This is a genomic window from Prosthecobacter sp. (genome assembly GCF_044373815.1).
In the GTDB taxonomy this organism is placed as follows: domain Bacteria; phylum Verrucomicrobiota; class Verrucomicrobiia; order Verrucomicrobiales; family Verrucomicrobiaceae; genus Prosthecobacter.
Genome location: NZ_JBIPNG010000041.1, coordinates 1 through 25,130, shown reverse-complemented (window position 1 = coordinate 25,130; position 25,130 = coordinate 1). Strand labels below are relative to the sequence as shown.

At 61.5% G+C, this 25,130-nt stretch carries 25 protein-coding genes and 1 pseudogene; 12 read left to right on the top strand and 14 right to left on the bottom strand.

The window, feature by feature from the left end:
* The 5 genes and pseudogenes from ACIREA_RS05805 to rpmH form a co-directional block, all read right to left on the bottom strand.
* Positions 1-364, bottom strand: a 364-nt coding sequence (locus ACIREA_RS05805) for a protein jag (RefSeq protein WP_397381318.1), incomplete at its 3' end; no start/stop codon positions are given.
* A gap of 6 nt (positions 365-370) precedes the next feature.
* Entirely contained in the window at positions 371-2,182 is a 1,812-nt protein-coding gene (locus ACIREA_RS05800) for a YidC/Oxa1 family insertase periplasmic-domain containing protein (protein ID WP_397381317.1), read from the bottom strand.
* Positions 2,183-2,347: 165 nt separating this feature from the next.
* Entirely contained in the window at positions 2,348-2,584 is a 237-nt protein-coding gene (gene yidD, locus ACIREA_RS05795) for a membrane protein insertion efficiency factor YidD (protein WP_397381316.1), read from the bottom strand.
* Positions 2,581-2,952 (bottom strand): ribonuclease P protein component, encoded by a 372-nt coding sequence (gene rnpA, locus ACIREA_RS05790; RefSeq protein ID WP_397381315.1) that lies wholly within the window; start codon positions 2,950-2,952, stop codon positions 2,581-2,583. Before rnpA ends, yidD begins: the two co-directional genes overlap by 4 nt.
* Before the next feature lie 78 nt (positions 2,953-3,030).
* A pseudogene (rpmH, locus tag ACIREA_RS05785) lies at positions 3,031-3,165 on the bottom strand (50S ribosomal protein L34); the annotation flags it as partial.
* Between the two features lie 157 nt (positions 3,166-3,322).
* Between rpmH and ACIREA_RS05780 the strand changes: the two are divergent.
* A complete protein-coding gene (locus ACIREA_RS05780) occupies positions 3,323-4,168 on the top strand; it encodes an alpha/beta hydrolase (protein ID WP_397381314.1) in 846 nt (281 codons plus the stop codon).
* Positions 4,169-4,201: 33 nt separating this feature from the next.
* Here ACIREA_RS05780 and ACIREA_RS05775 read toward each other — a convergent pair whose 3' ends face one another.
* The 3 genes from ACIREA_RS05775 to rplS form a co-directional block, all read right to left on the bottom strand.
* Positions 4,202-8,227 carry a penicillin-binding transpeptidase domain-containing protein gene (locus tag ACIREA_RS05775; RefSeq protein WP_397381313.1) on the bottom strand — a complete coding sequence of 1,342 codons (4,026 nt, stop codon included), beginning with the start codon at positions 8,225-8,227 and terminating at the stop codon, positions 4,202-4,204.
* A gap of 31 nt (positions 8,228-8,258) precedes the next feature.
* Positions 8,259-8,645, bottom strand: a complete 387-nt coding sequence (locus ACIREA_RS05770; RefSeq protein WP_397381312.1) for a BlaI/MecI/CopY family transcriptional regulator — start codon at positions 8,643-8,645, stop codon at positions 8,259-8,261.
* 237 nt (positions 8,646-8,882) lie between these two features.
* Positions 8,883-9,242, bottom strand: a complete 360-nt coding sequence (rplS, locus tag ACIREA_RS05765; protein ID WP_397381311.1) for a 50S ribosomal protein L19 — start codon at positions 9,240-9,242, stop codon at positions 8,883-8,885.
* Positions 9,243-9,390: 148 nt separating this feature from the next.
* Between rplS and nadC the strand changes: the two genes are divergently transcribed.
* Positions 9,391-10,227 (top strand): carboxylating nicotinate-nucleotide diphosphorylase, encoded by an 837-nt coding sequence (gene nadC / locus ACIREA_RS05760; RefSeq protein ID WP_397381310.1) that lies wholly within the window; start codon positions 9,391-9,393, stop codon positions 10,225-10,227.
* A 177-nt stretch (positions 10,228-10,404) separates the two neighbouring features.
* Here nadC and ACIREA_RS05755 read toward each other — a convergent pair whose 3' ends face one another.
* From ACIREA_RS05755 to ACIREA_RS05745, 3 genes are read right to left on the bottom strand one after another with little or no spacing between them, the layout of a single operon-like run.
* The gene (locus ACIREA_RS05755) at positions 10,405-11,955 is read right to left on the bottom strand and encodes a hypothetical protein (protein ID WP_397381309.1); all 1,551 of its coding nucleotides are present in this window, start codon (positions 11,953-11,955) and stop codon (positions 10,405-10,407) included.
* Positions 11,956-11,983: 28 nt separating this feature from the next.
* Positions 11,984-12,280, bottom strand: a complete 297-nt coding sequence (locus tag ACIREA_RS05750) for a hypothetical protein (protein WP_397381308.1) — start codon at positions 12,278-12,280, stop codon at positions 11,984-11,986.
* Positions 12,277-12,783 (bottom strand): RNA polymerase sigma factor, encoded by a 507-nt coding sequence (locus ACIREA_RS05745; protein ID WP_397381307.1) that lies wholly within the window; start codon positions 12,781-12,783, stop codon positions 12,277-12,279. The genes ACIREA_RS05750 and ACIREA_RS05745 overlap by 4 nt, the downstream gene beginning before the upstream one ends.
* A gap of 148 nt (positions 12,784-12,931) precedes the next feature.
* On the opposite strand from ACIREA_RS05745, the gene infA reads away from it, so the two are divergent.
* The 3 genes from infA to ACIREA_RS05730 are packed head-to-tail and all read left to right on the top strand — an operon-like array spanning position 12,932 to position 14,289.
* Positions 12,932-13,276, top strand: coding sequence for a translation initiation factor IF-1 (infA, locus tag ACIREA_RS05740; protein WP_343222587.1), 345 nt, complete (start codon positions 12,932-12,934; stop codon positions 13,274-13,276).
* A gap of 24 nt (positions 13,277-13,300) precedes the next feature.
* Positions 13,301-13,852: a ribonuclease H-like domain-containing protein gene (locus ACIREA_RS05735; RefSeq protein ID WP_397381306.1), complete on the top strand. Its 552-nt coding sequence runs from the start codon at positions 13,301-13,303 to the stop codon at positions 13,850-13,852.
* The gene (locus ACIREA_RS05730) at positions 13,849-14,289 is read left to right on the top strand and encodes a hypothetical protein (RefSeq protein ID WP_397381305.1); all 441 of its coding nucleotides are present in this window, start codon (positions 13,849-13,851) and stop codon (positions 14,287-14,289) included. Before ACIREA_RS05735 ends, ACIREA_RS05730 begins: the two co-directional genes overlap by 4 nt.
* On the opposite strand, the gene ACIREA_RS05725 is transcribed toward ACIREA_RS05730, so the two are convergent.
* Positions 14,265-14,501 carry a hypothetical protein gene (locus ACIREA_RS05725; protein WP_397381304.1) on the bottom strand — a complete coding sequence of 79 codons (237 nt, stop codon included), beginning with the start codon at positions 14,499-14,501 and terminating at the stop codon, positions 14,265-14,267. The two genes, ACIREA_RS05730 and ACIREA_RS05725, sit on opposite strands and share 25 nt — an antisense overlap.
* Before the next feature lie 109 nt (positions 14,502-14,610).
* On the opposite strand from ACIREA_RS05725, the gene ACIREA_RS05720 reads away from it, so the two are divergent.
* The gene (locus tag ACIREA_RS05720) at positions 14,611-16,029 is read left to right on the top strand and encodes a DUF1501 domain-containing protein (protein ID WP_397381303.1); all 1,419 of its coding nucleotides are present in this window, start codon (positions 14,611-14,613) and stop codon (positions 16,027-16,029) included.
* A gap of 393 nt (positions 16,030-16,422) precedes the next feature.
* Here ACIREA_RS05720 and ACIREA_RS05715 read toward each other — a convergent pair whose 3' ends face one another.
* Complete coding sequence (locus ACIREA_RS05715) at positions 16,423-16,599, bottom strand: helix-turn-helix transcriptional regulator (protein ID WP_397381302.1); 177 nt, start codon at positions 16,597-16,599, stop codon at positions 16,423-16,425.
* A gap of 204 nt (positions 16,600-16,803) precedes the next feature.
* Between ACIREA_RS05715 and glmS the strand changes: the two genes are divergently transcribed.
* The 3 genes from glmS to ACIREA_RS05700 all read left to right on the top strand — a co-directional run bounded on the left by glmS (position 16,804) and on the right by ACIREA_RS05700 (position 20,619).
* The gene (glmS, locus tag ACIREA_RS05710; RefSeq protein ID WP_397381301.1) at positions 16,804-18,657 is read left to right on the top strand and encodes a glutamine--fructose-6-phosphate transaminase (isomerizing); all 1,854 of its coding nucleotides are present in this window, start codon (positions 16,804-16,806) and stop codon (positions 18,655-18,657) included.
* A 23-nt stretch (positions 18,658-18,680) separates the two neighbouring features.
* The gene (locus ACIREA_RS05705; protein ID WP_397381300.1) at positions 18,681-19,493 is read left to right on the top strand and encodes a hypothetical protein; all 813 of its coding nucleotides are present in this window, start codon (positions 18,681-18,683) and stop codon (positions 19,491-19,493) included.
* 76 nt (positions 19,494-19,569) lie between these two features.
* Positions 19,570-20,619 carry an NAD(P)/FAD-dependent oxidoreductase gene (locus ACIREA_RS05700; protein ID WP_397381299.1) on the top strand — a complete coding sequence of 350 codons (1,050 nt, stop codon included), beginning with the start codon at positions 19,570-19,572 and terminating at the stop codon, positions 20,617-20,619.
* A gap of 134 nt (positions 20,620-20,753) precedes the next feature.
* Here the strand turns inward: ACIREA_RS05700 and ACIREA_RS05695 are convergent, their stop codons facing one another.
* Positions 20,754-22,220 carry a YdiU family protein gene (locus ACIREA_RS05695; protein WP_397381298.1) on the bottom strand — a complete coding sequence of 489 codons (1,467 nt, stop codon included), beginning with the start codon at positions 22,218-22,220 and terminating at the stop codon, positions 20,754-20,756.
* Positions 22,221-22,334: 114 nt separating this feature from the next.
* Between ACIREA_RS05695 and ACIREA_RS05690 the strand changes: the two genes are divergently transcribed.
* The 3 genes from ACIREA_RS05690 to ACIREA_RS05680 form a co-directional block, all read left to right on the top strand.
* On the top strand, positions 22,335-22,934 hold the full coding sequence (locus ACIREA_RS05690) for a class I SAM-dependent methyltransferase (protein WP_397381297.1): 600 nt from the start codon (positions 22,335-22,337) through the stop codon (positions 22,932-22,934).
* Positions 22,935-23,315: 381 nt separating this feature from the next.
* Positions 23,316-24,263 carry an AEC family transporter gene (locus ACIREA_RS05685; RefSeq protein WP_397381296.1) on the top strand — a complete coding sequence of 316 codons (948 nt, stop codon included), beginning with the start codon at positions 23,316-23,318 and terminating at the stop codon, positions 24,261-24,263.
* Positions 24,260-25,130: EamA family transporter (locus tag ACIREA_RS05680; protein ID WP_397381295.1), on the top strand; the 871-nt coding region annotated here is incomplete at its 3' end. The genes ACIREA_RS05685 and ACIREA_RS05680, both read left to right, overlap by 4 nt.

The window sequence follows — 25,130 nt, the reverse complement described above, 5'->3', positions numbered from 1 at the left end:
TGTGAATGAGGCGGCGGTAGTAGCTGTTCATCGGCGGCAGGTCGGCGTTTTGGCCGGTGGCGCGCACGCGGTCGCCGAGTTCCTTGGCACGGGCGACCATCTTGTCCTCACGCATGGAGCGGTAGAATTCCACGTCCACGCGGATGCGCGGGGCGTCCTTGATGTGGCGCTGCAGGACGCGGTTTACCAGGTACTGGATGTCTTCGAGCGTCTCACCCCGGCGGCCGATGAGGGCGTCTGAATCATCCGTGAGCACCTGCAGCGTGGGGCCGTCCGGGCCGTTGTCCTCCTCGATCTGGACCACGAAGCCCAGATAGCCGAGCATCGTGTCAAGAATATGGCGTGAGTGTTCGAGGGGTGTCATGGATCTCTAGCCTCCCAGACGTGGCGGTTTCGGGCCTTTTTTCTTGTCTTCTTTTGAGGGTGCTCCCGAATTAAAGAAAGGATTCTGTGCCGGTGCGGCTTTGGCTGCTGGCTTCAGCGCTACCTTCTCCAGCTTGGGCTCAGGCATGTAAAGCTTCATGATGCGGGTCTGGAAGACGCTGAAGATGTTCTGGGTGGACCAGTACAAGGCGAGGGCGGCGGCGAAGTCATAGCTGATCCACAGGAAGAACAGGGGCATCAGCATGAAAATGCGCTGCTGCGTCTTGTCCACTGTCGCAGGCTGAGGGGTGAGCTTCATCTGGGCCACCATGGTGAGGCCCATGATGATCGGCAGCGGGTTGATGTTGAAACCCATGAACACGCCCTGGGTGTCCGCTGCGGCGAGATCCCGCACCCACCAGAAGGACTGGCCGCGAAGCTCCGCCGCCACTTCCAGCACGCTGTAGAGGCCGATGAAAATGGGGAACTGCAGGAACAACGGGAGACAGCCGCCCAGCGGATTCACGCCGTAGTCCTTGTAGAGCTTCATGGTCTCCAACTGCTGCTGCTGCGGGTTGTCCTTGTACTTCACCTGCAGCTCTTTCATCAGCGGACCCAGCAGACCCATGCGCTTCATGGTCATGGTGGATTTCGCATGGATCGGCCAGAGGCAGAGACGGACGAAAATCGTCAGGAGGATGACTGCCAGACCCCAGCTGCCGCTGATGTTGTGCATCCAGCGCATGACCTTGGAGAGGGCGATGCTGACGATCTTGAAGTAGCCGTAAAACATCGCGTAGCTGCGCTGGTGGCCGATCCGGCTGAGGCGGTCGTATTCCTTCGGGCCGAGGTAGATCTGGTAATTTTCCGTGACCGAGGCACCCGGGGCGAGATCCACCACCGGCAGGCTCATGGAGGCATCGTAGGTGAAGTCTTCGATCTCCGCCTTGCCCGCACTCGCGGCATCAATCGGCTGGGCGAGTTTGCGGCGACCAGCCCAGACCTTGGCTGGTGCATCCTTCTCCGCCATGCGGGTGATGATGTGGGTATAAAAGCGGCTCATCACGCCTGCGTAGCGCAGTGCATTGTAGGAATGGCGGTACTCAGCTGGTGCATCGCTGAAGACGCCCTTGCCAAAGTATTTCGACAGCTCGTGATCTGTGTCTCCGGCGTTGTTCCAGAAGAAGCCGTCATAGCGTCCTTCGTCGTGCTTCAGGGCGGTCGCAGCGCCGGCGTAGAGGTAATATTCCTCGGAGCGATGCTGAGCGGTGCCGGTGTTTTTGAGGGTGATCTTGAGATCGATGAGATGCTCGTCTCCTTCCGGGCCTTCGGTCAGGGAGTATTTCTTGGTGACGACGATCCCTTCGGCGGTGGTGGCTTCAAAGGTGGCGCTCTTGTCGCTCTTTTCTGTCAGCTTGTAGGCCAGCGCATCCATGCCGGAGGCTTCACGACGCAGGGCGCCGATGGCTTCGAGGCCGTATTTGTTCAGCGTCACCTGATCCGTGCCGGCAAGTGCGGCGCGGGCAATGCCGCCGCCTTTGGAGGTCAGTTCAAACGTGACGGTGCCCACTTTGATGGAGTGAGTTTCCACCGGCACGTCGGCAGCCACGGGTGCCGCAGGCGCTGCAGGTGTGACGCCGGGGGCGGGGGTCGCGGCTGTCGGTGCTGCGGGTGTTTCCGCCGCTTTTTTAGCGGCTTGCTCCTGCTTGATGCGCGTCGCCTCGGCCTGCGCGAGCTTCTGATTTTCCTGCACGTAGTACAGGTTTACCCCCGCGAGGATGACGCAGAGCGTCACGATGATCCAACTTTTGCGGTCCATGAAATTTTTTAGCTTTGGGTGAGAGAGGTTTTTTTGAAAATGCGGGTCTCCAGGGTCAGATGGGAGACACGGCTTGGAAGCAATGGCGAAAGCAGACGGACAAATGGCGAGTGACCCCCGTGTGCGCGACTACATTGTCTGGCAAAATTCGTCATGCGGGTTTTGTCATTTCTTGTCCGGCACGGGATCATGCCCGTGTCCACCCCAGGGGTGGCAGCGGCCGATGCGGCAGAGGCCCAGCCAGCAGCCGCGCAGCACGCCGTGGGTTTCGACGGCCTGGAGAAAATACCTCGAGCAGGTCGGGGTGTAGCGGCATCCGGAGCCGGGACCGCCAATGGCGTGAATGACGGGGGAGATGAACACTTGATAGCCGCGGATGAAAATTCGGATGAGCCATTTCATGGAGCGGGCGGGGCAGGGAGCTTCTGGGTGAGCAGATTCATGCGCCGCGCCAGCCGCAGCCAGTCATTTTCCAGTTCTGCCAGCGTGGCCTTAGGGGCACGCCAGCGGGCGATGATCACCATCTGCCAGCCGGGAGCGATTTCCGCGCGGTGTGCACGCACGATCTCGCGGAGCAGCCTACGGATGCGATTTCGCACGACGGCATTGCCCAGCTTGCCCCCGGTGATGAGGCCAAACTGGAACTCCTTCAGCGCTTCCACACGCAAAGCACCCAGAACCAGAAATTTTCCGGCCTGGCTGCTGCCCTGCGTTTTGACGCGTGCGAAATCGCACGCGAGTTTCATCCGCAGGCTTGAGGGAAGGCGCATGATAAGGAGCGCGCCGCAGCAGAATTAGGTGTGCTGCTGGGTGTGACGCTTGAAGTGGAGTTCCACGCCCTTTGGCAGGAGGCGTTTACGTCCGGCGCGACGACGGCGGCGCAGGATGTCGCGACCATTAGCGGTCTTCGTGCGTGCGCGGAAACCAAACTGCTGCTTGCGCGTGCGCTTGGAAGGCTGGTAGGTCCTGAATGTCTTTGGCATGGGCGTGTGGGGTGGTGAAAGGGAAAGTGGGAGCTCAGACCGGACAAATCACGGCCTCCCCTCGAAAAGGGGGCGCGAAACTAGCGGGAGTCTTTGATTTGTCAATCATGCGATGATTTCCAGTAAACTTCGGTTTTCTCAGCGTTACATTTAACCCATGATCCGACTCCTCCTCGCCAGCCTTATTCTGCCCCTTGCCCTCGGTGCCGCAGACACTCCCGCCGCCCTCCCTTTGTGGGCCCATGGAGCCCCCGGCTCTGAAGCGCGGGCTGCCGAGCCGGAGAAGATCGAGGGCAGCAACGTGTGCAACGTCCACAAGCCCACGATCACGCCGTACGTGCCCGCTGCGGACAAATCCACCGGCACCGCCGTCATCATCTGCCCTGGCGGGGGCCACTCCAAGCTCTGCCTCGGACATGAAGGCTATGCCTTGGCGGAATGGTTCCGTGATCATGGCATCGCGGCTTTTGTGCTGAAATACCGGCTGGCCCGCGAACCGGGCAGCACCTACACCATTCAGGACCATGCCATGGCGGACGCCCGCCGGGCCATCCGCACGGTGCGCAGCCGTGCCGCTGAGTGGCACATCCAGCCGGACCGGATCGGCATTCTCGGCTTCTCCGCCGGGGGCGAGCTGGCCGCCTTTGCTGCCATGACGAATGATCCGGGCCAGAAAGACGCCGCCGATCCCATCGAGCAGCAGAGCAGCCGCCCCGACTTTCAGGGCCTCATCTATCCCGGCACCTCCGGCCTCTTCAATGCCACCAAGGGCATGCCACCGCTCTTCATCGCCGCAGGTTACAGCGACCGCCCGGACATCTCCGAAGGCATGGCGACGCTCTACCTCAAGTACAAGGCTGCTGGCGTGAAAGCTGAGATGCACCTTTTTGCCAATGCCGGGCATGGCTTCGGGTACAAGGCGGATGCCAAGCCGAGTGCTGCGGCGAGATGGCCGATGCGGTTTACGGAGTGGCTGGTGGACAGCGGGTTGCTGAAGCAGTGAGGACTTCGCTGCGCCCTCCTTTGGTCATCGCTATCACAGCGGTGCCCTGACCACCAAAGCCTGCTGCATGCGGTTGCCGCTTCCCAAGCTGCGTCGCAGAGCTTTTTCCGAGTCGGCGCTGAGATCTTGATGGAGACGGTTCAATGGAAATGGCATTTCGAGTGTGGGGGCGGAAGGTGGTGCTGGTGCTTGCACTCTGTACTGGATCGGTTGCGGTCGGAAGGTTGGCTGGTACTCGCGTTCATCTGATGAGATCGTTGGGCGAAGTGTTTGCAAGGCTATGCCGATCGCAGGCAGTGCGGACTCACTCTGAGAGAGGCTCTTTCCATGATATTCAGGAGCCAACCTGCCCGCAGGACGTGGCTCCTGAGATTCATCTGGCGCGATGAGGATGGAGGGTCTTTTCTGGCGAACGGTCACGGTCACATTCTCGCCATCCGAAGCGGCGATGTGGACCTCGCAGTGACTGGCGGCAGCGTAGGTGCGCTGAAATGGCTGCGGAGGGGCGGGCCAGTCCGCTGCAATGTCCTCAACCGCAGGCGGCTCCCACAGCAGCGAGCGCCTTGATGCAAGCGGGTCCGCTTTTGCTGAAGAACAGTGCGAGTCCACAAGCCAGCGGCGCACGTCCACCCGTGACGTCCAAAAATGAAACTCCGGCACGCTTTTCACCTGGCGCTCCGGATGCTTGTCCCCTAGATCAAACGGGCGGGCGCGTGCTGGCAGGTCAGCTAAGAGTCCGGCCCGTTTCAAAGCAGCCCATTGGTTTGCCAGAGCAGGCTGCATGCGTATCGCGGCATCGCTTTGCTGACGGAGCTGAGCCTGGTCTGCGGGCTTGGGTGGTTTTGGTGCTTCTTGGGCAGGAGGCTCGGTCTTCAACTCGATCACGAACACCTGATCAAGGGTTGAGAAGTCAACGGCGGGTTCAACGATGGCTTCTCCGGAAACATCCCCGCTTATGAATTGCTTCACGCACCCCAAGAGCAGATCGGCCGGGAAGACTCCGCCTTCACCGGAGGAGTACACACTGGCACCAACGTTGATTTTGGCGAAGCGGCTGAGGAAGCGGAGATGCAGCTGTGGCTGCACGGCCTGTGCCTCACGCTCACCGGCCAGTATGCCCTGCTCAAGAGTCCCTTCCACCTTGGCGGAGACACGGCAGAGTTCATCCGTCAGGAGAATCACCTTGGTCGTGTGTGGCTCCGGCGTGGCTGTCTTCCCGACAAGACCAACGGATGTGATCACCGGGCTGTTGGCGACGATGCCGTCGAGCGAACCTTTGTCGATGACCAGGCTGTGAGACGAAGCGCTGGAGCTTCGGCTGATCACCTTGGCAGTCGTTTTATTGAAGATCCGAAGCGGTTTGGGAGCGGCCTTGGTTTTCTCGCTCCCTTCTTCCGTGTTTGTTTGCGATGCCTGATAAACCCCGCCGGCCCGAAACCCGACTCGGCCGTTTTCCAAGCTTCTTGGCAACGGAAAGGACCATTCAATCTGCCTCTTCTCGCCTATCTCTGCCAGCCGCTTGCGCAATTGCAACGCCTCGACCATGCCAGCCGCTTCGCCGACGATCGTCACCTGGCCGTTGCCGATTTTGAATTCCTTCAAGTCGACCTTAAGCTCTGCTTCAAGGAGTTTGATTTGCCGTGAGATTTCAGCGGCGTTGAAGTCGAACTGCGCCTGCGCAGCCGCGCCTTTTTGCTCCACCGGCTTTACATCTCCTGAGCCATCCGCAGGCAGCGCCAATGCTTCTTCGACGATGCGTTTGGCGATGGGGGCGCAGTCGCTGCCGCCGCTCCTGCCGCCTTGTTTCAAAATCGCAAAGGCTAGAGTGGGCTTGTCGAAGGGTGCGAAGCCGATGAACCAGGCGTGGTTGTCCTCCACCCGTTTTTTATCCACGATCCGCCAGTTTTGTGCAGTGGCCGTTCGACCCGCGATGACAACCCGCTCACTTCGGGCGGCTTTCCCGGTGCCGTTGTCGCTGTTGACGACCAGTCGCATGGCATCACGCAGGGTTTCGAGCTGCGGAACGTCCAGCCCTTCGTACACGAGATCTGCACGCCACGCGGTGGCCCCCGCTTTTTTCAACAGGCTGGGTTGTGGCACTTTGCCGCTGTTGCCCACCGTGGCCGCCAGGACCGCGAGTTGCAGCGGGGTGGCCAGCATGAACCCCATCCCAATCGATGTATTGGCCGTGAAACCTGCCGACCATCTTTCTTTTGGATGATTCTGCTCCAGCCAAGACGGACTCGGCAGGAGGCCAGGGCTCTCATCGTCCAAAATGCCGTAGCGCGTGCCGAAGCCGATCCTTTGGCTCATGGCTTCGATATGCTCGATTCCCGCAGCATTACCAAACTGGTGCCAGAAGCAGTTGCAGCTCGCGAGGAAAGCGCTGCGCATGTCCAGCTCACCATGCTTGCCGTCGCTCTGCCGCTGGATCCAGCAAAGCATGGTGTTGTTGCCATAGATCGTCCGGCCCTCACAGGTGAATTTGCTGTCACCGACTCCCGCTGCGATGCCTGCGAGCGCAGTGAGTGGCAGGCTGGCGACGCCCGGCACATAACCTTTCACCACGCGGTTCAGCAGCGGGACGTCAATATCCTTGAGGTAGCGATCCCAATTCTTGTAGCTGATGGATGGAATGAAAACATTGGGGTCGAAACTGGGCAGGGAAACGGAGGCCAGTATTTCTCCCGTCCGTGGATCAAGAACCACCGCTGCGCCACGCTCCACGCCGCCATCCTTCATCGCCTGCTGCGTCAGTGCCTGAATGCGTGCGTCGAGTGAGAGTGTGAAATCTTTGCCTTCTTTCAGTGCGGCATCCTCCTTCTTTTCCACACCAGATCCCCCATGCAGTCTTGGTTCGGCGGACTCGGGCAGTCGAGTATATCCCACGACATGCGCCGCCAGCATTTTGAGGGGATAAACACGCACCTTCTCCTTCGTGCTTTCCGCCAGCACGACGCCGTTGCGGTCGAGGATACGGCCGCGCAGTGGGGGGCCTTCGATGGCATGGAGCATGGCCACGGGCAGGGTGATGAGCAGGGCACAGCCAGCGAGCCCGGCCAGCCAGCGCAGGGTGAGGCCTTCGCGGCGGCGCGTGGGATCGAGGATGGCTTTCACGCGGGCTTCGACGGGGGCGCAGCGGGTGATGGTGAGAGCGCAGAGCGACAGGCCAGGAGCGAGGCGATTGTGGCGGCTGAGATCGAGCAGGGACTGGGCGTAGTCGCTGGCACGCACGCCGTTGCGCAGCACGGCATCGTCACAGGCGCGTTCCTGATCGGCACGGAGCTGGCGGAAGGTCAGCCAGACGAGGGGATTGAACCAATGCAGGGCCTTCACCCATTGCGCGGCCCAGAGAGCGAGGGGATCGCCGCGCTTCAAATGGGCGAGTTCGTGCAGAAGGACGCCGCGTTGTTTCTCTGGGCTCCAGGTTTCAAAACCCTGGGGCAGCAGCAGGCGTGGTTTCAGAACTCCCCAGACCATGGGCACGGAATCGTTGGGGCCGATGAGCAAGAGAGGGATGCGCCGCAGCCCAATCTCATGCGCGGCCTGAATCAGCAGGGCGCATTCACCCGGGCGCAGGGAGGCTTCCAAACGATGCAAGCGCCAGGCGCTGCGCCCGAGGCGCAGCAGCAACAGACCGGCCATGAGCATCCACACCACGGGCAAAGTGACTACCACATCCTGCCATGAAATATTCCAAGAGAAGGAGGGCTGGGGCACGATTTGCGATGACGCGGGCAGGACTGGGCTGACGGCGGGCGCGGTGACAGGGAGGTCTTCGGATGGCAGGACGGATGCGGCACTTGCGATGACTGGCTCCGGCTCCATCGCCGGCCACTCCAGACCGACGTCCGTTTGCGGAAGCACATGCCAGGCAGGCAGCGCCCACATCGCCAAGGGCAGAACGGCCAGCGTGGCGATGGCGGTGATCCACAGGGCGTACCGGCGCGCGGCGGCCATCCTTCGCAAAGCCAGGCCGAGGAGCAGCGCCACGAGAAGAACCGCCCCCCCTTTGAGTGCGGTGTGGGAAAACAGATCAAGGAGAGTGCTGGTGTTCATGAGGAGTCAGGCGGTTCACATGCTTTTCATCTCAGCGGCCTTCGCGTTTTGCTTCGTCGATGAGTTTCTGAATGCGCGCGGTCTGCTCATCCGTGAGTGAGGCGTCTTTGCGGGTGAGGTGAGCGGCGAGCGCTTCGTCCACCGCGCCACCGAAGAAGGTGTCGAGCACCAGTTTCAGGGCATTGAGGCCCGCATGAGCCTTCGACTGAGCCGGGGCGTAAATGACCTCGCGGCCTTCTTTGCGCAGGCGCTTCACGTGGCCTTTCTCCTCCAGGATGTGCATGAGCCGACGCACGGCCATGTCCGTGGGTGGGTCCGGCAGCTGGGCCTGCACCGTGGCGACCGTGGCGCTGCCCTCGGCGTGCAGGACATTCATGATCTGGCGCTCGCGCCGGGAAAGATTGGTGGCGTCGGACATTTCGCTATTTTTTTAGCGAATGGAAGCCCGTATGGCAAGTCCAAACAAGAAAAATTTAACGAATCAGACCCTCATGGAAGGGCTGCATCCTCAAACCACCCCCAGCAAGGCATCTGTTTGACTCTTCGCTGGGTGCTGACCGCGCTACCTGACCATGCATTTTGAACCACGCTCAATCACAAAAAAAAGAGAGGGCTTTGCGGCCCTCTCTTTTTTTGAAAAACGAATGCGAAAAAATTAATTGTCGCTCTGAGCCAGTTCCTTGACGGACATGGCTTCCTTGCCCTGGCGCTGACGCAGGTAGTGCAGGCGGGCGCGACGCACTTTGCCGTTCTTGGTCACTTCGACCTTGGCAACCTTTGGGCTGTGCACTGGGAACACACGCTCAACGCCTTCGCCATAGGAAATTTTGCGGACGGTGAAGGCTTCGTTGATGCCGTAGCCTTTGCGGGCGATGACGATGCCTGCGAAGATCTGGATACGTTCTTTGTCACCTTCCACGACTCGGGTGTGGACCTTGACGCTGTCACCCACGGTGAAAGCGGTGACTTCCTTTTTCAGCTGCTCTTGATTGATCTTTTCGATGATGTTGCTCATGACACGCTCCTATGGCCACGCTACGCAAGGCCATGAATCAGTCAGGCCGGGGGCGAGGGGCGGGGAAGATGGAGAGTTTTTAAAATTTGGCAACCTGTTTTTCCCCGTACTGGAAACCTCCCCGGTACGGCCTATGATCCGGCCACCCATGGAACCCTCTGTTTTAGCCCTGATCCGCGCCGCCATCTCCGAAGATGTCGGCACGGGAGATGTCACTTCCCTCTACTTCACTCCAGCCGATTCACGCTCCCGGGCTGAGATCGTTGCCCGTGAGCCCGGGATCGTTTCCGGGTCTGAAATTGCCGTGACCGTCTTCAAGGAAATCGATCCGACGCTCGAAGTGGAGGTCTGCATTCCCGATGGCAGCCCTTTTGTGCGGGGCAGCATCCTCATGAAAGCCGCCGGCAGCACGCGCTCACTGCTCACTGCCGAACGCACGGCGCTGAATTTCCTCCAGCGTCTCTGCGGCGTGGCCGCGCAGACGCAGCGCTACGTGGAAGCGGTGAAGCCGCACCCAGTGCAGGTGTGGGACACGCGGAAAACGACCCCCGGCTGGCGTTTGATCGAAAAAGCTGCTGTGAAAGACGGCGGCGGCACCAATCACCGTATGGGCCTCTATGACCATGCCATGGTCAAGGACAACCACCTGGCCGCCAACAGCGACCTTACCTCCCTCCAGGCCGCCATTCGCAAACTGCGTGCGGAGCGCCCGGGTGTGCGCGTGCAGCTGGAAGCTGACACGTTGGATCAGGTGGCCGGCTTCCTCACGCTCGAAGGTGTGGACATGCTGCTGCTGGACAACATGGGCCCCGAAAAGCTACGTGAGGCCGTGAAACTCGTGAACGGCAAGCTCTGGCTGGAGGCCAGCGGCGGCATCACGATTGAGACGATCAAGGACGTCGCTGCTACGGGTGTGAATGCGATTTCTGTGGGTGCGCTGACGCATTCCAGCCGTGCGCTGGATCTGGGGTTGGATTTGTATTGAGCGCCTTCGGAGCGCGGAATTTATTCCGCAGCAGGTCGCCTGCTCTCAGCGGGCGGAACTTGCATGGAGAACAGCGCAAACACGAAGACTTCGGCTGAGAGAAAGAAAGAGCGGCAGAGATGCTGCGGAGCTGTGTGCGTTTGCGGAGTGCTGCGGAATAAATTCCGCGCTCCACAGCTACTTTTTTGAGCCGGTTTCTACCGGCTCATACTGCCAAGTCCAGTCGCCGAGATAGTCGGGGCTTCTCATGGGAACGCTGTTTTTTTTGATCTCGCCGCCGTCGTCTTTGCCGTCCTGGCCCACGCACCACAGCAGGTAGCGGCCAGCCGCCGTGGTGCGGTAGCGCACCTCCTTGCCATCGCAGGGATCCAGCGGAACGGCGGTGGTAAATTCGGGTACGAGCTCCTGCAGAGCCGCAGGATAGCGGGCGTGCTTCAAATAAAAGCGCTCCAGTGCGATGGCTGCCAGCGCCTGACGTTCACGTGCTTGAGCGACGAAAACTATCTCAGTGACGCTGGCGAGGGCAGGGACTACCAGGCGGGCCATGATGTAGTCTGGATGCAGCACCAGATTATGCTTCTCTTTCATTTCCGTGTTCACCCCCTCAGCCGATTTGACTGCGGCAGCGATCCCGCCTTTGCGGAGGGGCTCGATCATGTGCTTCCATTCCTGCTCGGCGATCACGCTCTTCCAATGGTCAAACAGGCCGCTCGGCACCAGAAAGGCGCCGCGGAACAGGCTTTGCCGTTCGTTTCCAAAGAGTGAGGCCACATCCTGCGCCGCCTTTTTTCTTCCTGCGGTCACGTCTTGCAGGTACTCCATGACGTTCAGGCCAAAGGCCATCTCCCCCCGGCATGCCAGCAGCAGGGCCTTGTCCAGATCATGCGCACTCAATACCTGCTGCAGGAGGCGCAGGTCCGCATCGGCAAAGGCCCTCATCCGCAGGCCCAGCCAGATGCCCTCATTCACCTGAGCCTCGGTAGCGTTTCCCACCAGAAGGCCGATGAGCAGGGGCTCGCTTTCGCAAGCCAGTCCGATTTTCTCCGCTGCCAGCAGGCTGCGGGCCGCCTCCGCCCCCTGCCCCGCATCGATGGCTGCACGGGCACGCAGGCACAAAGCGCGCACCAGAGGCTGCGCTGCGGTGTAATGCCGCATGGAGAGACTGAAGAGCATCTCCGGCAGCTCCCGCTCCCGCAGTCCGGGGGTGAACATGGCCAGGCTGCGCTGGGGGGCCAGGTCGGCGAGCTGCTTGAGGACTGGGAATTTCACGTCCAGCGCCGCCAGAATCTCCTTGCCGGGGGTGGGGGATTCAGCCGGGAGGTCAAGGTACTTCGTCTCGCGCAGAAACTTCGCCCACGCCTGCATGTCCGTCATCTCGCCCTTGTCCACCCCGCTTGAACCGGGTGCTTTCGCCTCCAGCTTCAAGGCTGCCAGGGCCTGGCGCTTTGCTTCCGACGCTCCTTTGGCATCAGCTTGATCCACGGCTACGGTGATGCCGTCCAGAGGCTCAATGGCCAGCAGGTTTTGCGCCGCCGGCGGCGTCTCGGGCAGCAGCCTGAGATGGTCGAAGGTTTCGCCTTCGTGTTCGATCATGGCCTTGGTAGCGGCCCAGCGGCGTCGGCCGCTCCAGTTCGTCCAGACATAGAGCAGGACGACGAGGGTGACGAGCGTGATGAAGAAACAGAGGAGGATGCGGACGAAGCGTTTGGAAAGGAGGCGGCGGATCATGGTATGTAATGGTAAATTGTCAGTGGGATCAGTTGGCGGCCAGGAGGGCTTCGATGACGGCAGCGCGCTGCTGCCACAGCAAGGGCGGGGTGGTGTGGCTCATGCCTGCTGCCTGCGGTGCGGAGGGTTCGGCGGGGGTGGTGAAGTACATCACCAGCGTGGCGGCCCAGGCCAGGCTCCAGCCGGCCAGCAGCCAGCGCGGGGTGCGTGCCACACGCGGCGTCTGCACGGCGGCGTGCAGCATTTCGGCGCGCCACTCGGGCGGGAGCGGGCGGCGCTGCAGGGCGCGCAGATCGTTTTCAAAGGGGTCGGGGTTCGCATTCATGACGGTTTCAGTTCATCGTATAGTGGGCGCAGTTCGCTGCGCAGCTTGTCCAGGGCGTAGCGGTAGCGGCTGGCTGCGGTGTTCAGCGGGATGCCCTGCACCTCCGCGATTTCTTCAAAGGTCAGGCCGTCCCATAGCTTGAGCTGAGCCACGCTGCGCTGCTCCAGCGGCAGCAGGGCCAGGGCGCGGGTGAGGCGCTGGGCGAGCTCCGTCTGGTCCGGATCTGTGTGCGTGGCAAAGACCTCCACTGGCGCGGCCTCTTCGGCATCCCGCCGAACGCGGTGCCGCCGCAGCCAGTCGATGGCGTGGTGGTGAGCCAGCCGTAGCAGCCAGGCGCGCAAGTTGGCAATGCCCGACGGGATAGTCAGACGCGCCAGTTTGATGAAAAACTCCTGCAGCAGGTCCTTGGCGTCCGCCTCGTTGCCGGTGAAACTGGTGAAATAGTGATACAGGCCCGCCGCGTGGGCATCGTAGACTTCGGGCAGTGTCGGGGCGGCGGGCATGCGGGGGGAGTTTCACGGACAGGACGCATGGCGGCGAGATTTTTGTCTATCCGAATTGACAGATCGGGCTTCCCCGCCAGTCACGGCACAAAATTACCCTTGTATTCCCCGCGTGTGGGAGCATCCTCATACCCTACTTTTTTTACGCATGTCACGTCCCCCCAATCGCGGTCCATCACGCGGCGGCCCCGCCCGCCGCAGCGGCCCACCTCGTCGCAACGGTCCACCTCGCTTCATTCCACCACCACGTCCGCCGGAGCCTGTGGACGCTGGCAAGCAAAAGGAAGAAGCCATTGAGCTGGAAGGCACCATCGCCGCCGTGCTCGCCGGCACCATGTTCCGTGTGAAGCTGCGCAATGGTCACGAAGTGCTCGCTCATATTTCCGGCAAGATGCGCAAGAAATTCATCCGTCTCGTCATCGGCGATGCGGTGAAGATCGAAATGTCCCCCTACGACATGGACAAGGCACGCATCGTTTATCGCATCGGCTAAGCTGACGCAGGCCCACGCGATCTCATGGCTGGAGACATTGTTTATTTCGACCTCGAAACACGTCGCACGGCAAACGATGTCGGCGGCTGGGGCAACAAGCACATGATGGGCATCTCCGTGGCCTGCACCTTCAGCACCGGACGGAACGAGTACAGCATCTACACGCAGGAAGAGACCCCTGATCTCATCCGCCAGCTCAAAAACGCCGACCTCGTCGTCGGTTTCAACCACATCGGCTTCGATTACGAAGTGCTCAAAGGGCACGACCTGCTCTTTGATTCTGCCGATCTGCCGCACAGTCTGGATCTGCTGATCGACCTCGAAAAGGTGCTCGGTCATCGCATCAAGCTCGACGCCGTGGCTGCTGCCACGCTGGGCATGGGCAAGACCGCTGATGGTCTGGACGCGCTCAAATGGTGGCAGCAGGGTGAAGTCGCCAAGATCGCCGAATACTGCTGCTATGACGTGAAGGTGACCAAGTGCGTGCACGAGTACGGCGTGGAGCACGGCCACGTGAAGTACCACGACCGCAATGGCCGCGAGCAGATCGCCAAGGTGGACTGGAAGAAGCTATGACACCTCTGCTCCGCCTGCTCCTGCGCGCCGGCTGGGCACCGCTGGCGGTCGTGATTTTTCATCAGAAGATCATGCGCACGCCCTGGCGGCAGCAGCTTGATTTCGTCATGCATTACAGCGGCGGAGTCGCCATCACGTTCTTTCTCTGGCACGCGCTGGACTGCTTTGCGCATTGGTTTGGCCGGCTCACCCCGTTCGCCCGCTACCTCTTCACCTTCGCGCTTGCCTGCACGGTGGGCTTGTTCTGGGAGTTCGCCGAACTTTTTTCCGATGTGGTGTTTGGCTCGCACATTCAGCATAGCGTCCGCGAAACCATGCGCGACCTGATCGCCGATGCGACGGGTGCAGCCACCACGCTGACGCTGACGTGGATTGTGCGCTGTTTCACCGTGAAGCGTGAGTCAACAGCGGATCAGCCGCCGGCCAGCCAGGTCTGAAAAGCAGCCTCCGCGCGCTGCAGCATCTCGGCCTGATTGCGGCGCAGGTCGCTGAACTGATTCCACGCGGTCAGATCCTGCTTGGATCCGGTGCCTTCGATCTCGGCGATGAATTCCGTGACCAGATCCAGCTGGTCGCTGTGCTGCTCACGCAGGTAGGTTTTGCAGGCCACGCCCGTCTCATGCAGTCGATTTTTGGTTCCCAGTGCCATGGGTATTCATAAAGGAGCCTTGGTGCTGTGCAACAAGGACTCCCCTGTTCCGCAGGAACAGGGGGACTTGGCGCAATCTCAGCCCGAGTCCGCACGTTTCATCCCCCGCATGACCACGCCCGCTTTCCTCGACGTCTCCCGCCGCCAGTTCTTCCGGCAGTCCGGGCTGGGCCTTGGCTCGATGGCGCTGGGGTCGATGCTGGCACGGGATCTTCCGGCGGCCGCCGCGCTGGCGGGTCCGCGACCGCACTTCGCGCCGAAGGCCAAGCACATCATCTACCTGCACATGATCGGCGCGCCCTCGCAGCTCGATCTCTACGACTACAAGCCGCTGCTGCAGAAGATGGACGGCCAGACCTGCCCGGCGGAACTGACGAAGGGCAAGCGTTTTGCCTTCATCGGCGGGGAGCTGAAGCTGGCGGGCACGGAATTCAAATTTCAGCGGCATGGCCAGAGCGGCCTGGAGCTCAGCGAGCTGCTGCCGCATCTCGGGACGGTGGCGGATGACATCTGCGTGGTGAAATCCCTGCATACGAATGAGATCAATCACGCCCCGGCGCAGATGTTTCTGCACACGGGCTTTGGCCAGGGCGGGCGGCCCAGCCTGGGCGCGTGGGTCACGTATGGCCTCGGCACTGAGAACCGCGACCTTCCCGCCTACGTGGTGCTCCAGTCCGGGCCTCCCGGCGGCGCGGGTTCCACACTCTGGAGCACCGGCTTCCTGCCCAGCGTTTATCAGGGCATCCCGTTTCGCGGCAGCGGCGAGCCCGTGCTCTTTCTCGGCAATCCGCCGGGACAAAGCACGAAAGACCGCCGCCATGTGCTGGATGCCGTGAAGTCGCTCAATGAGCAGCAGCTCGACATCGTGGGAGATCCCGAGATCGCCACGCGCATCAGCCAGTACGAAATGGCCTACCGCATGCAGACCAGCGTGCCGGAGCTCATGGACATCACGCGCGAGAACAAGGCCACGCTGGACATGTACGGCGCGCAGCCCGGCAAGGCCTCCTTTGCCAACAACTGCCTGCTGGCCCGCCGCCTGATCGAGCGCGGGGTGCGCATGGTACAGCTGTTTGATTCCGACTGGGACCACCACGGTGGCCTCAAGCGCGCCCTCACCGCCAAAGCGAAGGACGTGGACCAGCCCATGGCCGCGCTGGTGCGCGATCTCAAACAACGCGGCCTGCTGGATGAAACCCTCGTGATCTGGGGTGGCGAATTTGGCCGCACCCCGCTGCGCCAGGGCGCGAATGGCGATGGCGTCAAAACCTCTCCTGGCCGCGATCATCATAAGGACGCTTATACCATGTGGATGGCCGGCGGCGGCACCAAGCCCGGCACCGTGTACGGCAAGACCGACGACTTCGGCTTCAACATCGCCGAAAACCCCGTACACACCCACGACCTCAACGCCACCGTCTTAAATCTCCTCGGTCTCGATCACGAACGCCTTACCTTCCGGTATCAGGGCCGCGACTTCCGGCTGACGGATGTGCATGGGGAGCTGGTGCCGGGGATTTTGGGGTGAGGTGATGACGGTTATTCATTGATTGCCATTTTCTTCGATTCCTAGTCAGCGATGATTTATGCAATACACTGTTACCCAAATTGTCGGACTCCTCCTGATGTTAGCTGCGGTCTCCACAGGGATGTATTTGGGTGGTGATGAAAAAACCGGGTCTGTAATGGTTTGTTGCTGGGCTTCGTTGTTCGCGATCTACGGTCTCGCGAAAGCCATCAGTGTGTGGAAACGAAGACCATGAAACCAAGAGAGCACCAAGGACAGGCAAGGCTCGATATTTTTTCAAGGCCGCGACTTCCGCCTCACGGACGTGTACGGCGAACTGGTGCCGGGGACTTTGGGATGAATTCGATGCCCGATGGGATTGTCATCTTTTTGACCCACAGGGCACTTTCCCCGTCAACCCAGCGGCTTGGGCACCAGCGCGATCACCCCCAGTACCTTGGAGATCTTCATGCCCAGGCGGATGGCGATGGTTTCGGGCGATTTTCCCCGGGCGAAGAGACTCTGAATCTCCTTCTCCTTCGGGGTCAGGCTGTCCTTCTCTTTCGGGGTCGAGTTGGGTTTGTTTGTCATGCAGATGCTGACAGCACCACCGCTGCCCGCGTTCATTGACTGGCTTTGATAGCTCTACGCCTTGCCGACCTGATTCAGGGCCGGACTTTGTTTTACTAAAGAAAAATGTGCTTCACCACGAACTGCTGGCGTGGGTTCTGCGAGGGGGTATCGTACTGCCCTGCCATTTTCGGCAGGGTCTTTTTACCCCCCTTTTACTCTCTCATGTGCGGAATCGTTGGATACATCGGCAATCGTCAGGCCAGCTCCATCCTCTTGGATGGGCTGCGTCGTCTGGAATATCGCGGCTATGACTCGGCCGGCATGGCCCTCAATGGCGGCGGCGAGAACCTCCGGATCGTGAAGCGCGCGGGTCGGATCGACAACCTGCGTGTGGCCGTGACGGAGGCGAATCCGCTGGGCACCATGGGCATCTCCCACACCCGCTGGGCCACCCACGGCCCGGCCACGGACGTGAATGCCCACCCGCACCCGGACCAGTCCGGCAAGCTGGTGCTGGTGCACAATGGCGTGATCGAGAACTACCAGACGCTACGCGATCAGCTGATCGCCAAGGGGCATACCTTTCTCTCCCAAACAGACACCGAGGTGCTCTCCCACCTGGTGGGCACCTATTTTGATGAATCGAAGGAACCAGACGGCACGCTGCGTCTGGTGAACGCACTCAAAGCCGCGCTGGCCCGCGTGAAGGGCACCTACGGCATCGCCGTCATGCATGGCGACTACCCCGGCGTCATCGTCGGTGCGCGTCTGGGCAGCCCGCTGATCGTCGGTCTCGGCAAACACGAGCATTTCCTGGCCAGCGACGTGTCCGCCGTGGTGGCCCACACCCGGGACGTGGTTTATCTGAACGACTACGACATCGTCACCATCACCAAAGACAGCTACGACGTGCAGTCCCACCAGGGCGTGCCCGCCGAGGTGAAGGTGAGCCGCGTGGAGTTCAGCGCGGATGATGCCGAAAAGGGTGAGTTTCCGCACTTCATGCTCAAGGAGATCTACGAGCAGCCGAATTCCCTGCGCAATGCGATGCGCGGCCGTCTTTCCCGCGACGAGTGCACCGCCATCATGGGCGGTCTGAACATGAGCCCGAAGGAGCTGGTACAAATCGACCGCATCATCCTCGCCGGCTGCGGCACGGCCTACCATGCCGCCATGGTGGGTGAATATTTGATCGAATCCCTCGCCCGTGTGCCGACGGAGGTCGAAATCGCCAGTGAGTTCCGCTACCGCAACGTGCCCACGAACAAGAACACGCTGCAGTTCGTCATGAGCCAGAGCGGCGAGACCATCGACACGCTCGCGGCCATGCGGGAAGGCCAGCGCAAGGGCATCCGCTGCCTGGGCATCGTGAACACCGTGGGCAGCACCATCGCCCGCGAGAGCGATGGCGGTGTGTACATCCACGCCGGGCCGGAAATCGGTGTGGCCGCCACCAAGACCTTCACCTCCCAGGTCACCATCCTTACCCTCCTCAGCATGCTGCTGGGCCGCATCCACCATCTTTCCAGTGTGGATGGCCTGGAGATGATCGACCAGCTCGAAGCGATGCCGGACAAGATCGCTCAAATTCTGAAGCAGGCGGACAAGATCAAGGCCATCGCCGAGAAGCATTGCAATGCCGAGGGCATGCTCTTCATGGGCCGCCAGATGAACTACCCAGTGGCGCTGGAAGGTGCCCTGAAGATGAAGGAAATCAGCTACATCTACGCCAGCGGTCACCCGAGCGCGGAGCTGAAGCACGGCGTCATCGCCCTGGTGAAGCCGGACATGCCTTCCGTGTTCATTGCTCCAGGTGATGCCGTCTTCGACAAGAACGTCAGCAACATCGAAGAAGTGCGCGCCCGCAAAGGCCCCGTCATCGCCGTGACCACCGAAGGCCGCACGGAGCTGGAGCGCATCACCGATGATGTGATCTACGTGCCGGACTGCCCGTCCTATCTGACGCCGATTTTGAACGTGGTTCCGCTGCAGCTTTTGTCCTACTACATCGCCGTCGCTCGCGGGTGCGATGTCGATAAACCAAGAAATCTCGCCAAAAGTGTTACCGTGGAGTAAAGTAATGTCGTCGGTTCCCGCTCATGTCCGCTCCCCCGTCCCGTTCCCTCCGTACGATTTGCCTCGTAGCGCTGGGTCTGTGCCTCGGTGGGATGCCTGCTGGGGCCGATGAACCAGCCTTGGATGACGGAGCTCCCTCCATCATCCTGGGAGATCAGACCCCGGCGGATTTCCTCGACCTGATCGGCCAGCGCACGAAGGCGCGCTGGCGCCTGCTGTTTCGCCCGCCACCGCCCACGCCGCCCACGGATCGGGGGCGTGCCGCCCTGCTTCTCGGCGGCCTGATGGCAGACAGCTTCCTCATCTGGCAGGCGGGGGATGCCCAGCAGTTCCGCAACAACAACCAGGAAGTGCTCAGCTACTGCCGCATGCTGGGTCTGGGTGAAAAACTCCTGCCCCGTCTCATGGCTCAGGGCAAAATGGCGGAAAGCAATGAGTGGAAAGAGCTGCGTAACGAGATCGTGGACAGCCACCAGGTGCTTATCCGCATGCTGCGGGAGCAGAGGGACGACGACCTGGCGGTCCTGATCGATCTGGGCCTCTGGCTGCGACTGCTGGAGATCGTCTCCAGCGTGGTGGTGGAAAATGACACCGTGGAAGTGAGGCCTTTGTGCATCGGCTCACCCGTGATTCTTCAGGAAATCCGTGATGACTACAACCGACTCGGCATGCCCAAGCATGAAGAGCCCATGATCAAGCACATCGGTGCCGCCATTGAAGAAATCAGCTCTCTCTGGCGCAGCCCCACCCCCACCGCCCCCACGGCGGAGCAGGTCGCCAAGACTCACGAGAAGCTCAAAGAGATCATGCAGGTGATGCTGGAAAAGCAGCCGTGAGCTGCCGTTTGTTTTTTGCGTGCCTGTGAATGACTCGGGCATGATTTCGGGCTAAAGGCCCCGCACTCCTTTCGTCATGCCACCCCGCATCCTCATCATCGGCCAGGGACTCGCCGGCACGGCGCTGGCCTGGCGTCTGTGGGAGCGCGGTGTGCCCTTCGTGATTGTGGATCGGGACGAAGCACTCACCTGCTCCAAGGTGGCGGCGGGTTTGATCACGCCGATCACGGGCATGCGATTGACGGTCAGCTGGCGTTATACAATGTTTTACCGTGAGGCCTTGGGCTTCTACCGCCGCTGCGGCCAGCGTCTCGGACAGCGCTGCTTCTTCCCGCGTGGGTACGTACGCCTGCTCAAAAATGAGGCAGAAATCGCCAAATGGCACAAGCGCCGGCGGGATCCCGACATGCAGCCCTTCCTGCACCCGCAGGTGCCGAAGCTCGACGCGAAGGTCATTCACGAGCCTGCCAATGGCTTCCAGCAGCGCCACGCCGCTTGGCTGGACACCCCTGCCTATTTGCAGTCCAGCCGCAGCTTCTTCGCAGAACTCGGAGCCTGGATGCAGGCGGATGTGCGGCCCAGCGAGGTGCACGATGACGAGACAGGCGTGGAGTGGCAGGGCCAGCGCTTCTCCCACGTCATCTGGGCGCAGGGCTGGAGCGCGGAAAAGCACCCCCTTTTCAACTGGGTGCCGTTTCAGTCTGCACGTGGCACCATCCTCACGGTGGAGGCCGATCTCCAAGGCGAAGAGCGCATCCTCAACCGCAGCTGCTGGCTGCTACCGCGCCCGGACGGCACCCTGCGCGCCGGATCGACTTACGAATGGAAATTTGACGACGCTCATACGCCCGCCCCCGAGCAAGTACAGCAGCTGGAAGCCAACCTGTACAGCCTGCTCAAGGTACCTGCGACGATCACCGCCACGCAGACGGCGGTGCGGCCCATCATCAAGAACCAGCAGGCGCTCATGGGCACGCACCCCGCGCACCCCCGCGTCGCTTTCCTGAATGGCCTGGGTTCCAAAGGTTCTCTGCGCAGTCCTTGGCTAGCCCGGCATCTCATCGAGCATTTGCTGGATGGTGGTGCGCTGGATCCAGAGCTGGATCTGCAACGGAATCAGATTTGAGGGTGAAGACCCTTTTCGTGGGCTGGGTGTTTGTTGATCCCTGAAGAAGGCTGGGGTCTGGGGAAGCATTGGGTCAGGGACGATTTCCACGCGCTCATGGTCGGGCGGGCTGTCGCCACACCCAACCTACGTCTTCACGTGCCGCAAAACGTTTGATAGGCACCGGGTGCCAGACCGGAGGGCGTGGTGAATTCAGACTGGACCTCGCGGTCCTCGTATGGCTTTGCCAGCACGTTCAGCAGGCGCTGCATGACGCTCAAATCGCTGTGCTCCATTGCGGCTGCGAGGGCTTCTTCCACCTTGTGATTGCGAGGGATCACCGCCGGATTGTGAGCGCGCATGTGGGCAAGGACTTCGTTTGCTGGCTGGGGCTGAAGTTTCAAACGGGCCTGCCATTGCGCGTGCCAGGCGGCGAAGGCGGGGCCTTCCTGTGGAGCGGTTTCTGCGGGGTTTAAAGCGCGGAAGGTGTTGGTGAAATCGGCCTTTTGCTCCTTCATCCATGTCAGCAGGCTTTCGATCAAGGCGCGGTCCCCAGCCTCTTCGGTGAAGAGCCCCAGCTTGGCCCGCATGCCGGTGAGCCAGTGGCCTTCAAAGGTCGTCTTGAAACTTTCGATGGCCGCATTGGCGAGCTCCAAGGCCTGCTTTTCATCGGCGTGTAGGAGCGGCAGCAGGGCTTCCGCCAGACGGGCGAGATTCCACTGGGCGATCTGCGGCTGGTTGCCGTAAGCGTAGCGACCATTGCGATCGATGGAGCTGAACACGGTGGCGGGGTCAAAGGCATCCATGAAGGCGCAGGGGCCATAGTCGATGGTCTCGCCGCTGAGCGCCACGTTGTCGGTGTTCATGACGCCGTGGATGAAGCCGACGCACTGCCATTGGGCGATGAGGCGCGCCTGGCGTTCCATCACTGCTTCGAGCAGGGCGAGGTAGGGTGCCTCCGCCGTGACGAGAGCGAGATAATGGCGCTGCAGGGTGTGATCGGCGAGGGCTTGGAGGGCGCTTTGATCTCTGTGCGCCGCCGCCCATTCGAAGGTGCCCACGCGGATGTGGCTGGCGGCGATGCGGGTGAGCACGGCACCTGGCAGTGACTCCTGGCGGAAGACTTTCTCGCCGGTGGTGACGACTGCGAGGCTGTGGGTGGTGGGAATGCCGAGCGCGTGCATGGCCTCGCTGATGATGTATTCGCGCAGCATGGGTCCCAGTGCCGCACGGCCGTCCCCGCGCCGTGAAAAGGGCGTGGGGCCCGAGCCTTTGAGCTGCACATCGTAGCGCTCTCCTGTGGGAGTGATTTGCTCTCCCAGCAGGATCGCCCGGCCATCGCCCAGGCCGGTGAAATGGCCGTACTGGTGGCCTGCGTAGGCTTGGGCCAGGGGCTCAGCGCCCTCGGGAAGTTCGTTGCCGGCAAAGATCGCCGCGCGTTCTGCCAAAGCTGAGGCATTCAATCCCAGGGACTGCGCCAGCGCGTGATTGAACACGACCATGCGTGGCTCCTTTACCGGTGTTGGTTCCAGTTGCTCGTGGAGCATTGCAGGCAGGCGGGCATAGGAGTTGTCGAAATTCCAGCCGGATGAATTGGGAGTGGTGGGAGCAGACGCAGGCATGAAGAGAATACGAGTTCATGCGCCAACTCGGGCGGCAAGTCTACTGCGCAGACCATCTCAGGGATCGTACCATCCGGCGCTTTATTCCGCCGGTGAAGTCTCTATTCTCCGCGCATGCTTCCCCCCAAACCCCATCTTGCCAGCCCGAATGGCGGCCTGCCCTCGTCTGTGCTGTGGGCGCAGCTCATGCTGAAGGACCGCCTGCGGCCGGGCGACATCGCGGTGGATGCGACGATGGGGAATGGGCACGACACCTTGTTTCTGACCCAGTGTGTGAGCCCCGGCGGGCATGTGTATGCCTTTGATGTGCAGGCGACGGCCCTGGTGGAGACAGCAAAGCGTGTGCCGGCGGAGATGACGACGCTGATTCATTCCGGGCATGAAACCATGCGCGATCATGTGCCGGCAGAGCAGCATGGGAAGATCAGCGCGATCATGTTCAATCTCGGTTACCTGCCGGGCACGGACAAAACACTCATCACCCACACGGAAACCACGATGATCGCGGTGCAGGCGGCGCTGGAGCTGCTGCGGCCAGGCGGGCTGCTCACGATCGCGGTGTATCCCGGGCACGAAGGCGGAGCCGAGGAGGGGCGCAGCATCGCGGTCTGGGCGGCGGCGCTCGAATCCCGACGCTATGAGGTGCAGCACGTGCGGCCCATCAACCGTGCGGCGTCACCGCCGGAGCTGTGGGTGGTGTGGAAGCGGGGGTGATGAGAGTCGATCTGCGGAGTCTCACATATAGCAGTTCGTAAAACTCATTTCCGTTTAGAAGGCTGTTTCTTGCTCGAAAATCGTGGGCTTCGACGGCGGCTGGCTGAGGACAGCCAGCCCTACCTGCGCTGGGCATGCGAACGCCCAACGCGAGGCAGGGCGGCTGCGGCTTGTCCTCAAGCCGCCGCCGAGCGTCTCCACGGTCGGTTTGTGGGGATTTGGGAGAGCCGGGGAGATTGCGTGGGCGCTGGCCGACAGACAGGAGTGTCTGTCGTACTTCTGACAGAAGAAAAATACAGATACGATTGTGTGCCATGGGCACTCCCTGCCCCTGAGGTACTTGCGGAAAGCCGCATCTCCGCCTAGCTGGAGGCCGCGCGCATGGCCACCCTCGATTACCTCAGCATTCTCTCCGTGGCCGTGCCGGTCTATCTCACGATGGCCGCCGGGGCGCTGGCCCGCAAGACAGGGCTGCTGAAACCGGAGGCGGATGTGAGCCTGATGAAGCTCTCTGTGATGATGCTCACGCCGGCGCTGATCATTGAGCGCGTGGTGGGAAATCCCGCCGTGATGCGGCTGCCGCCGGTGCTCATTGCTGCGGGGCTGGGTTATGCGCTTGTCGCGCTCGGCATCGGGTTCACGTATTTTGTGGCACCGCTGATCGGCCTGAAGAAAGGCGAGGGCCGCCGCACCTTCAGCGTGGCCTGCGGGCTGCAAAATTATGGCTTCGTGGCCATCCCTATCGTCACCGCTTTGTTTCCAGACAAGGGCACGCTGGGGGTGCTTTTCACCTTCACGCTCGGCGTGGAGCTGGCCTGCTGGACTGCGGGCGTCGGGCTGCTGACGGGCCTGGACAAGGCCCCGTGGCGGCTCGCGCTGAACGCGCCGGTGCTCACCATTCTGACCTCGCTGCTGCTGAATTTCACCGGCCTGCATGCCCATGTGCCGCAGGTGGCGCACAACACCTTTGCCATGCTAGGTGCCTGCGCGGTGCCGCTGGCCGTGCTGCTCATCGGCGCCTCCATCGCAGATCTGTGGGGGCAAGGGGCCATGCAATGGAAGGTGGCGGTCGTCAGTCCGATCCTGCGCTTGGGCGTCATCCCGCTCGCCTTTCTCGCAGCAGCCTACTACCTGCCGATCAGCCTGGATTTGAAGCGCGTCATTGTCGTGCAGGGCGCGATGCCTTCCGCCGTGTTTAACATCATGATCGCGCGCCTCTACGGGGGGCAAGCATCCACCGCCGTGCAGGTCGTGATGGCCACCACCATTGTGAGCTGTGTCACCACGCCACTGGTCATTGCCTGGGGGCTGAAACTGGTCGGCTCATGAATCTTCCCTGGTATTTGCTCTTCCCGCTCGGCTCTGCCGTCGGCTACGCGATCGCGTCATTGCTGCTGAAAAAAGCGCTCACGGAAGGAGCGCGGCCGATGGCGTGCTTTCACATCAACAACTGGACCAGCACGCTCGCGTTTCTGCCGCTCGCTTTACTCGAAACGCAGCCCGTCAACTGGACGGAATGGTACCTGCCGGTCGGACTGGGCACGCTGTTTTTCGTCGGGGGCTGGTTCACCTTCATCGCAATGCAGCGCGGGGATGTGTCGCTCGTCACACCGGTGCTGGGGTCCAAGGTCGTGTTTGTCGCGCTCGGAGCCAGCCTTTTCATCACGGACAGCATGAAGCCGCTGATGTGGGTGGCTGCCATCATCACCACGGGCGGCATTTTCCTCATGAGCGCCACCGATTTCAAAACGCCGAAAGGCGCGCGGCTCGCCGGTCCGGTGGTCATGGCGCTCATCAGCGCCGCACTCTACGCCTTCGCCGATGTGTTCCTGCAAAAATGGGCGCCCTCATTTGGCCCGAAGACCTTTCTGGCGATCCTGTCCGGCACCACCGGCGTGCTATCACTCCTTTCGATGACGCTGCTGCCCAATCGCCCGCCGATTCCATGGAATCGCGCCACGCAGTGGTCCCTCGGCGGCAGCACCTTGATCGCCGCTCAATCGATGACCTTGGGTCTTTCGCTGGCGTACTTCAATGACGCTGTCGGCGTGAACGTGGTGTACGCCACGCGCGGCATGTGGAGCCTTGCGGTCGTCGCGCTGCTCGGCCCGCTGCTGGGCAACCGCGAACGCCATGAGTCCGGCAAAGCCTATGGCATTCGCATCGTCGCCGCGGTGCTGCTCATGGCGGGAGTGG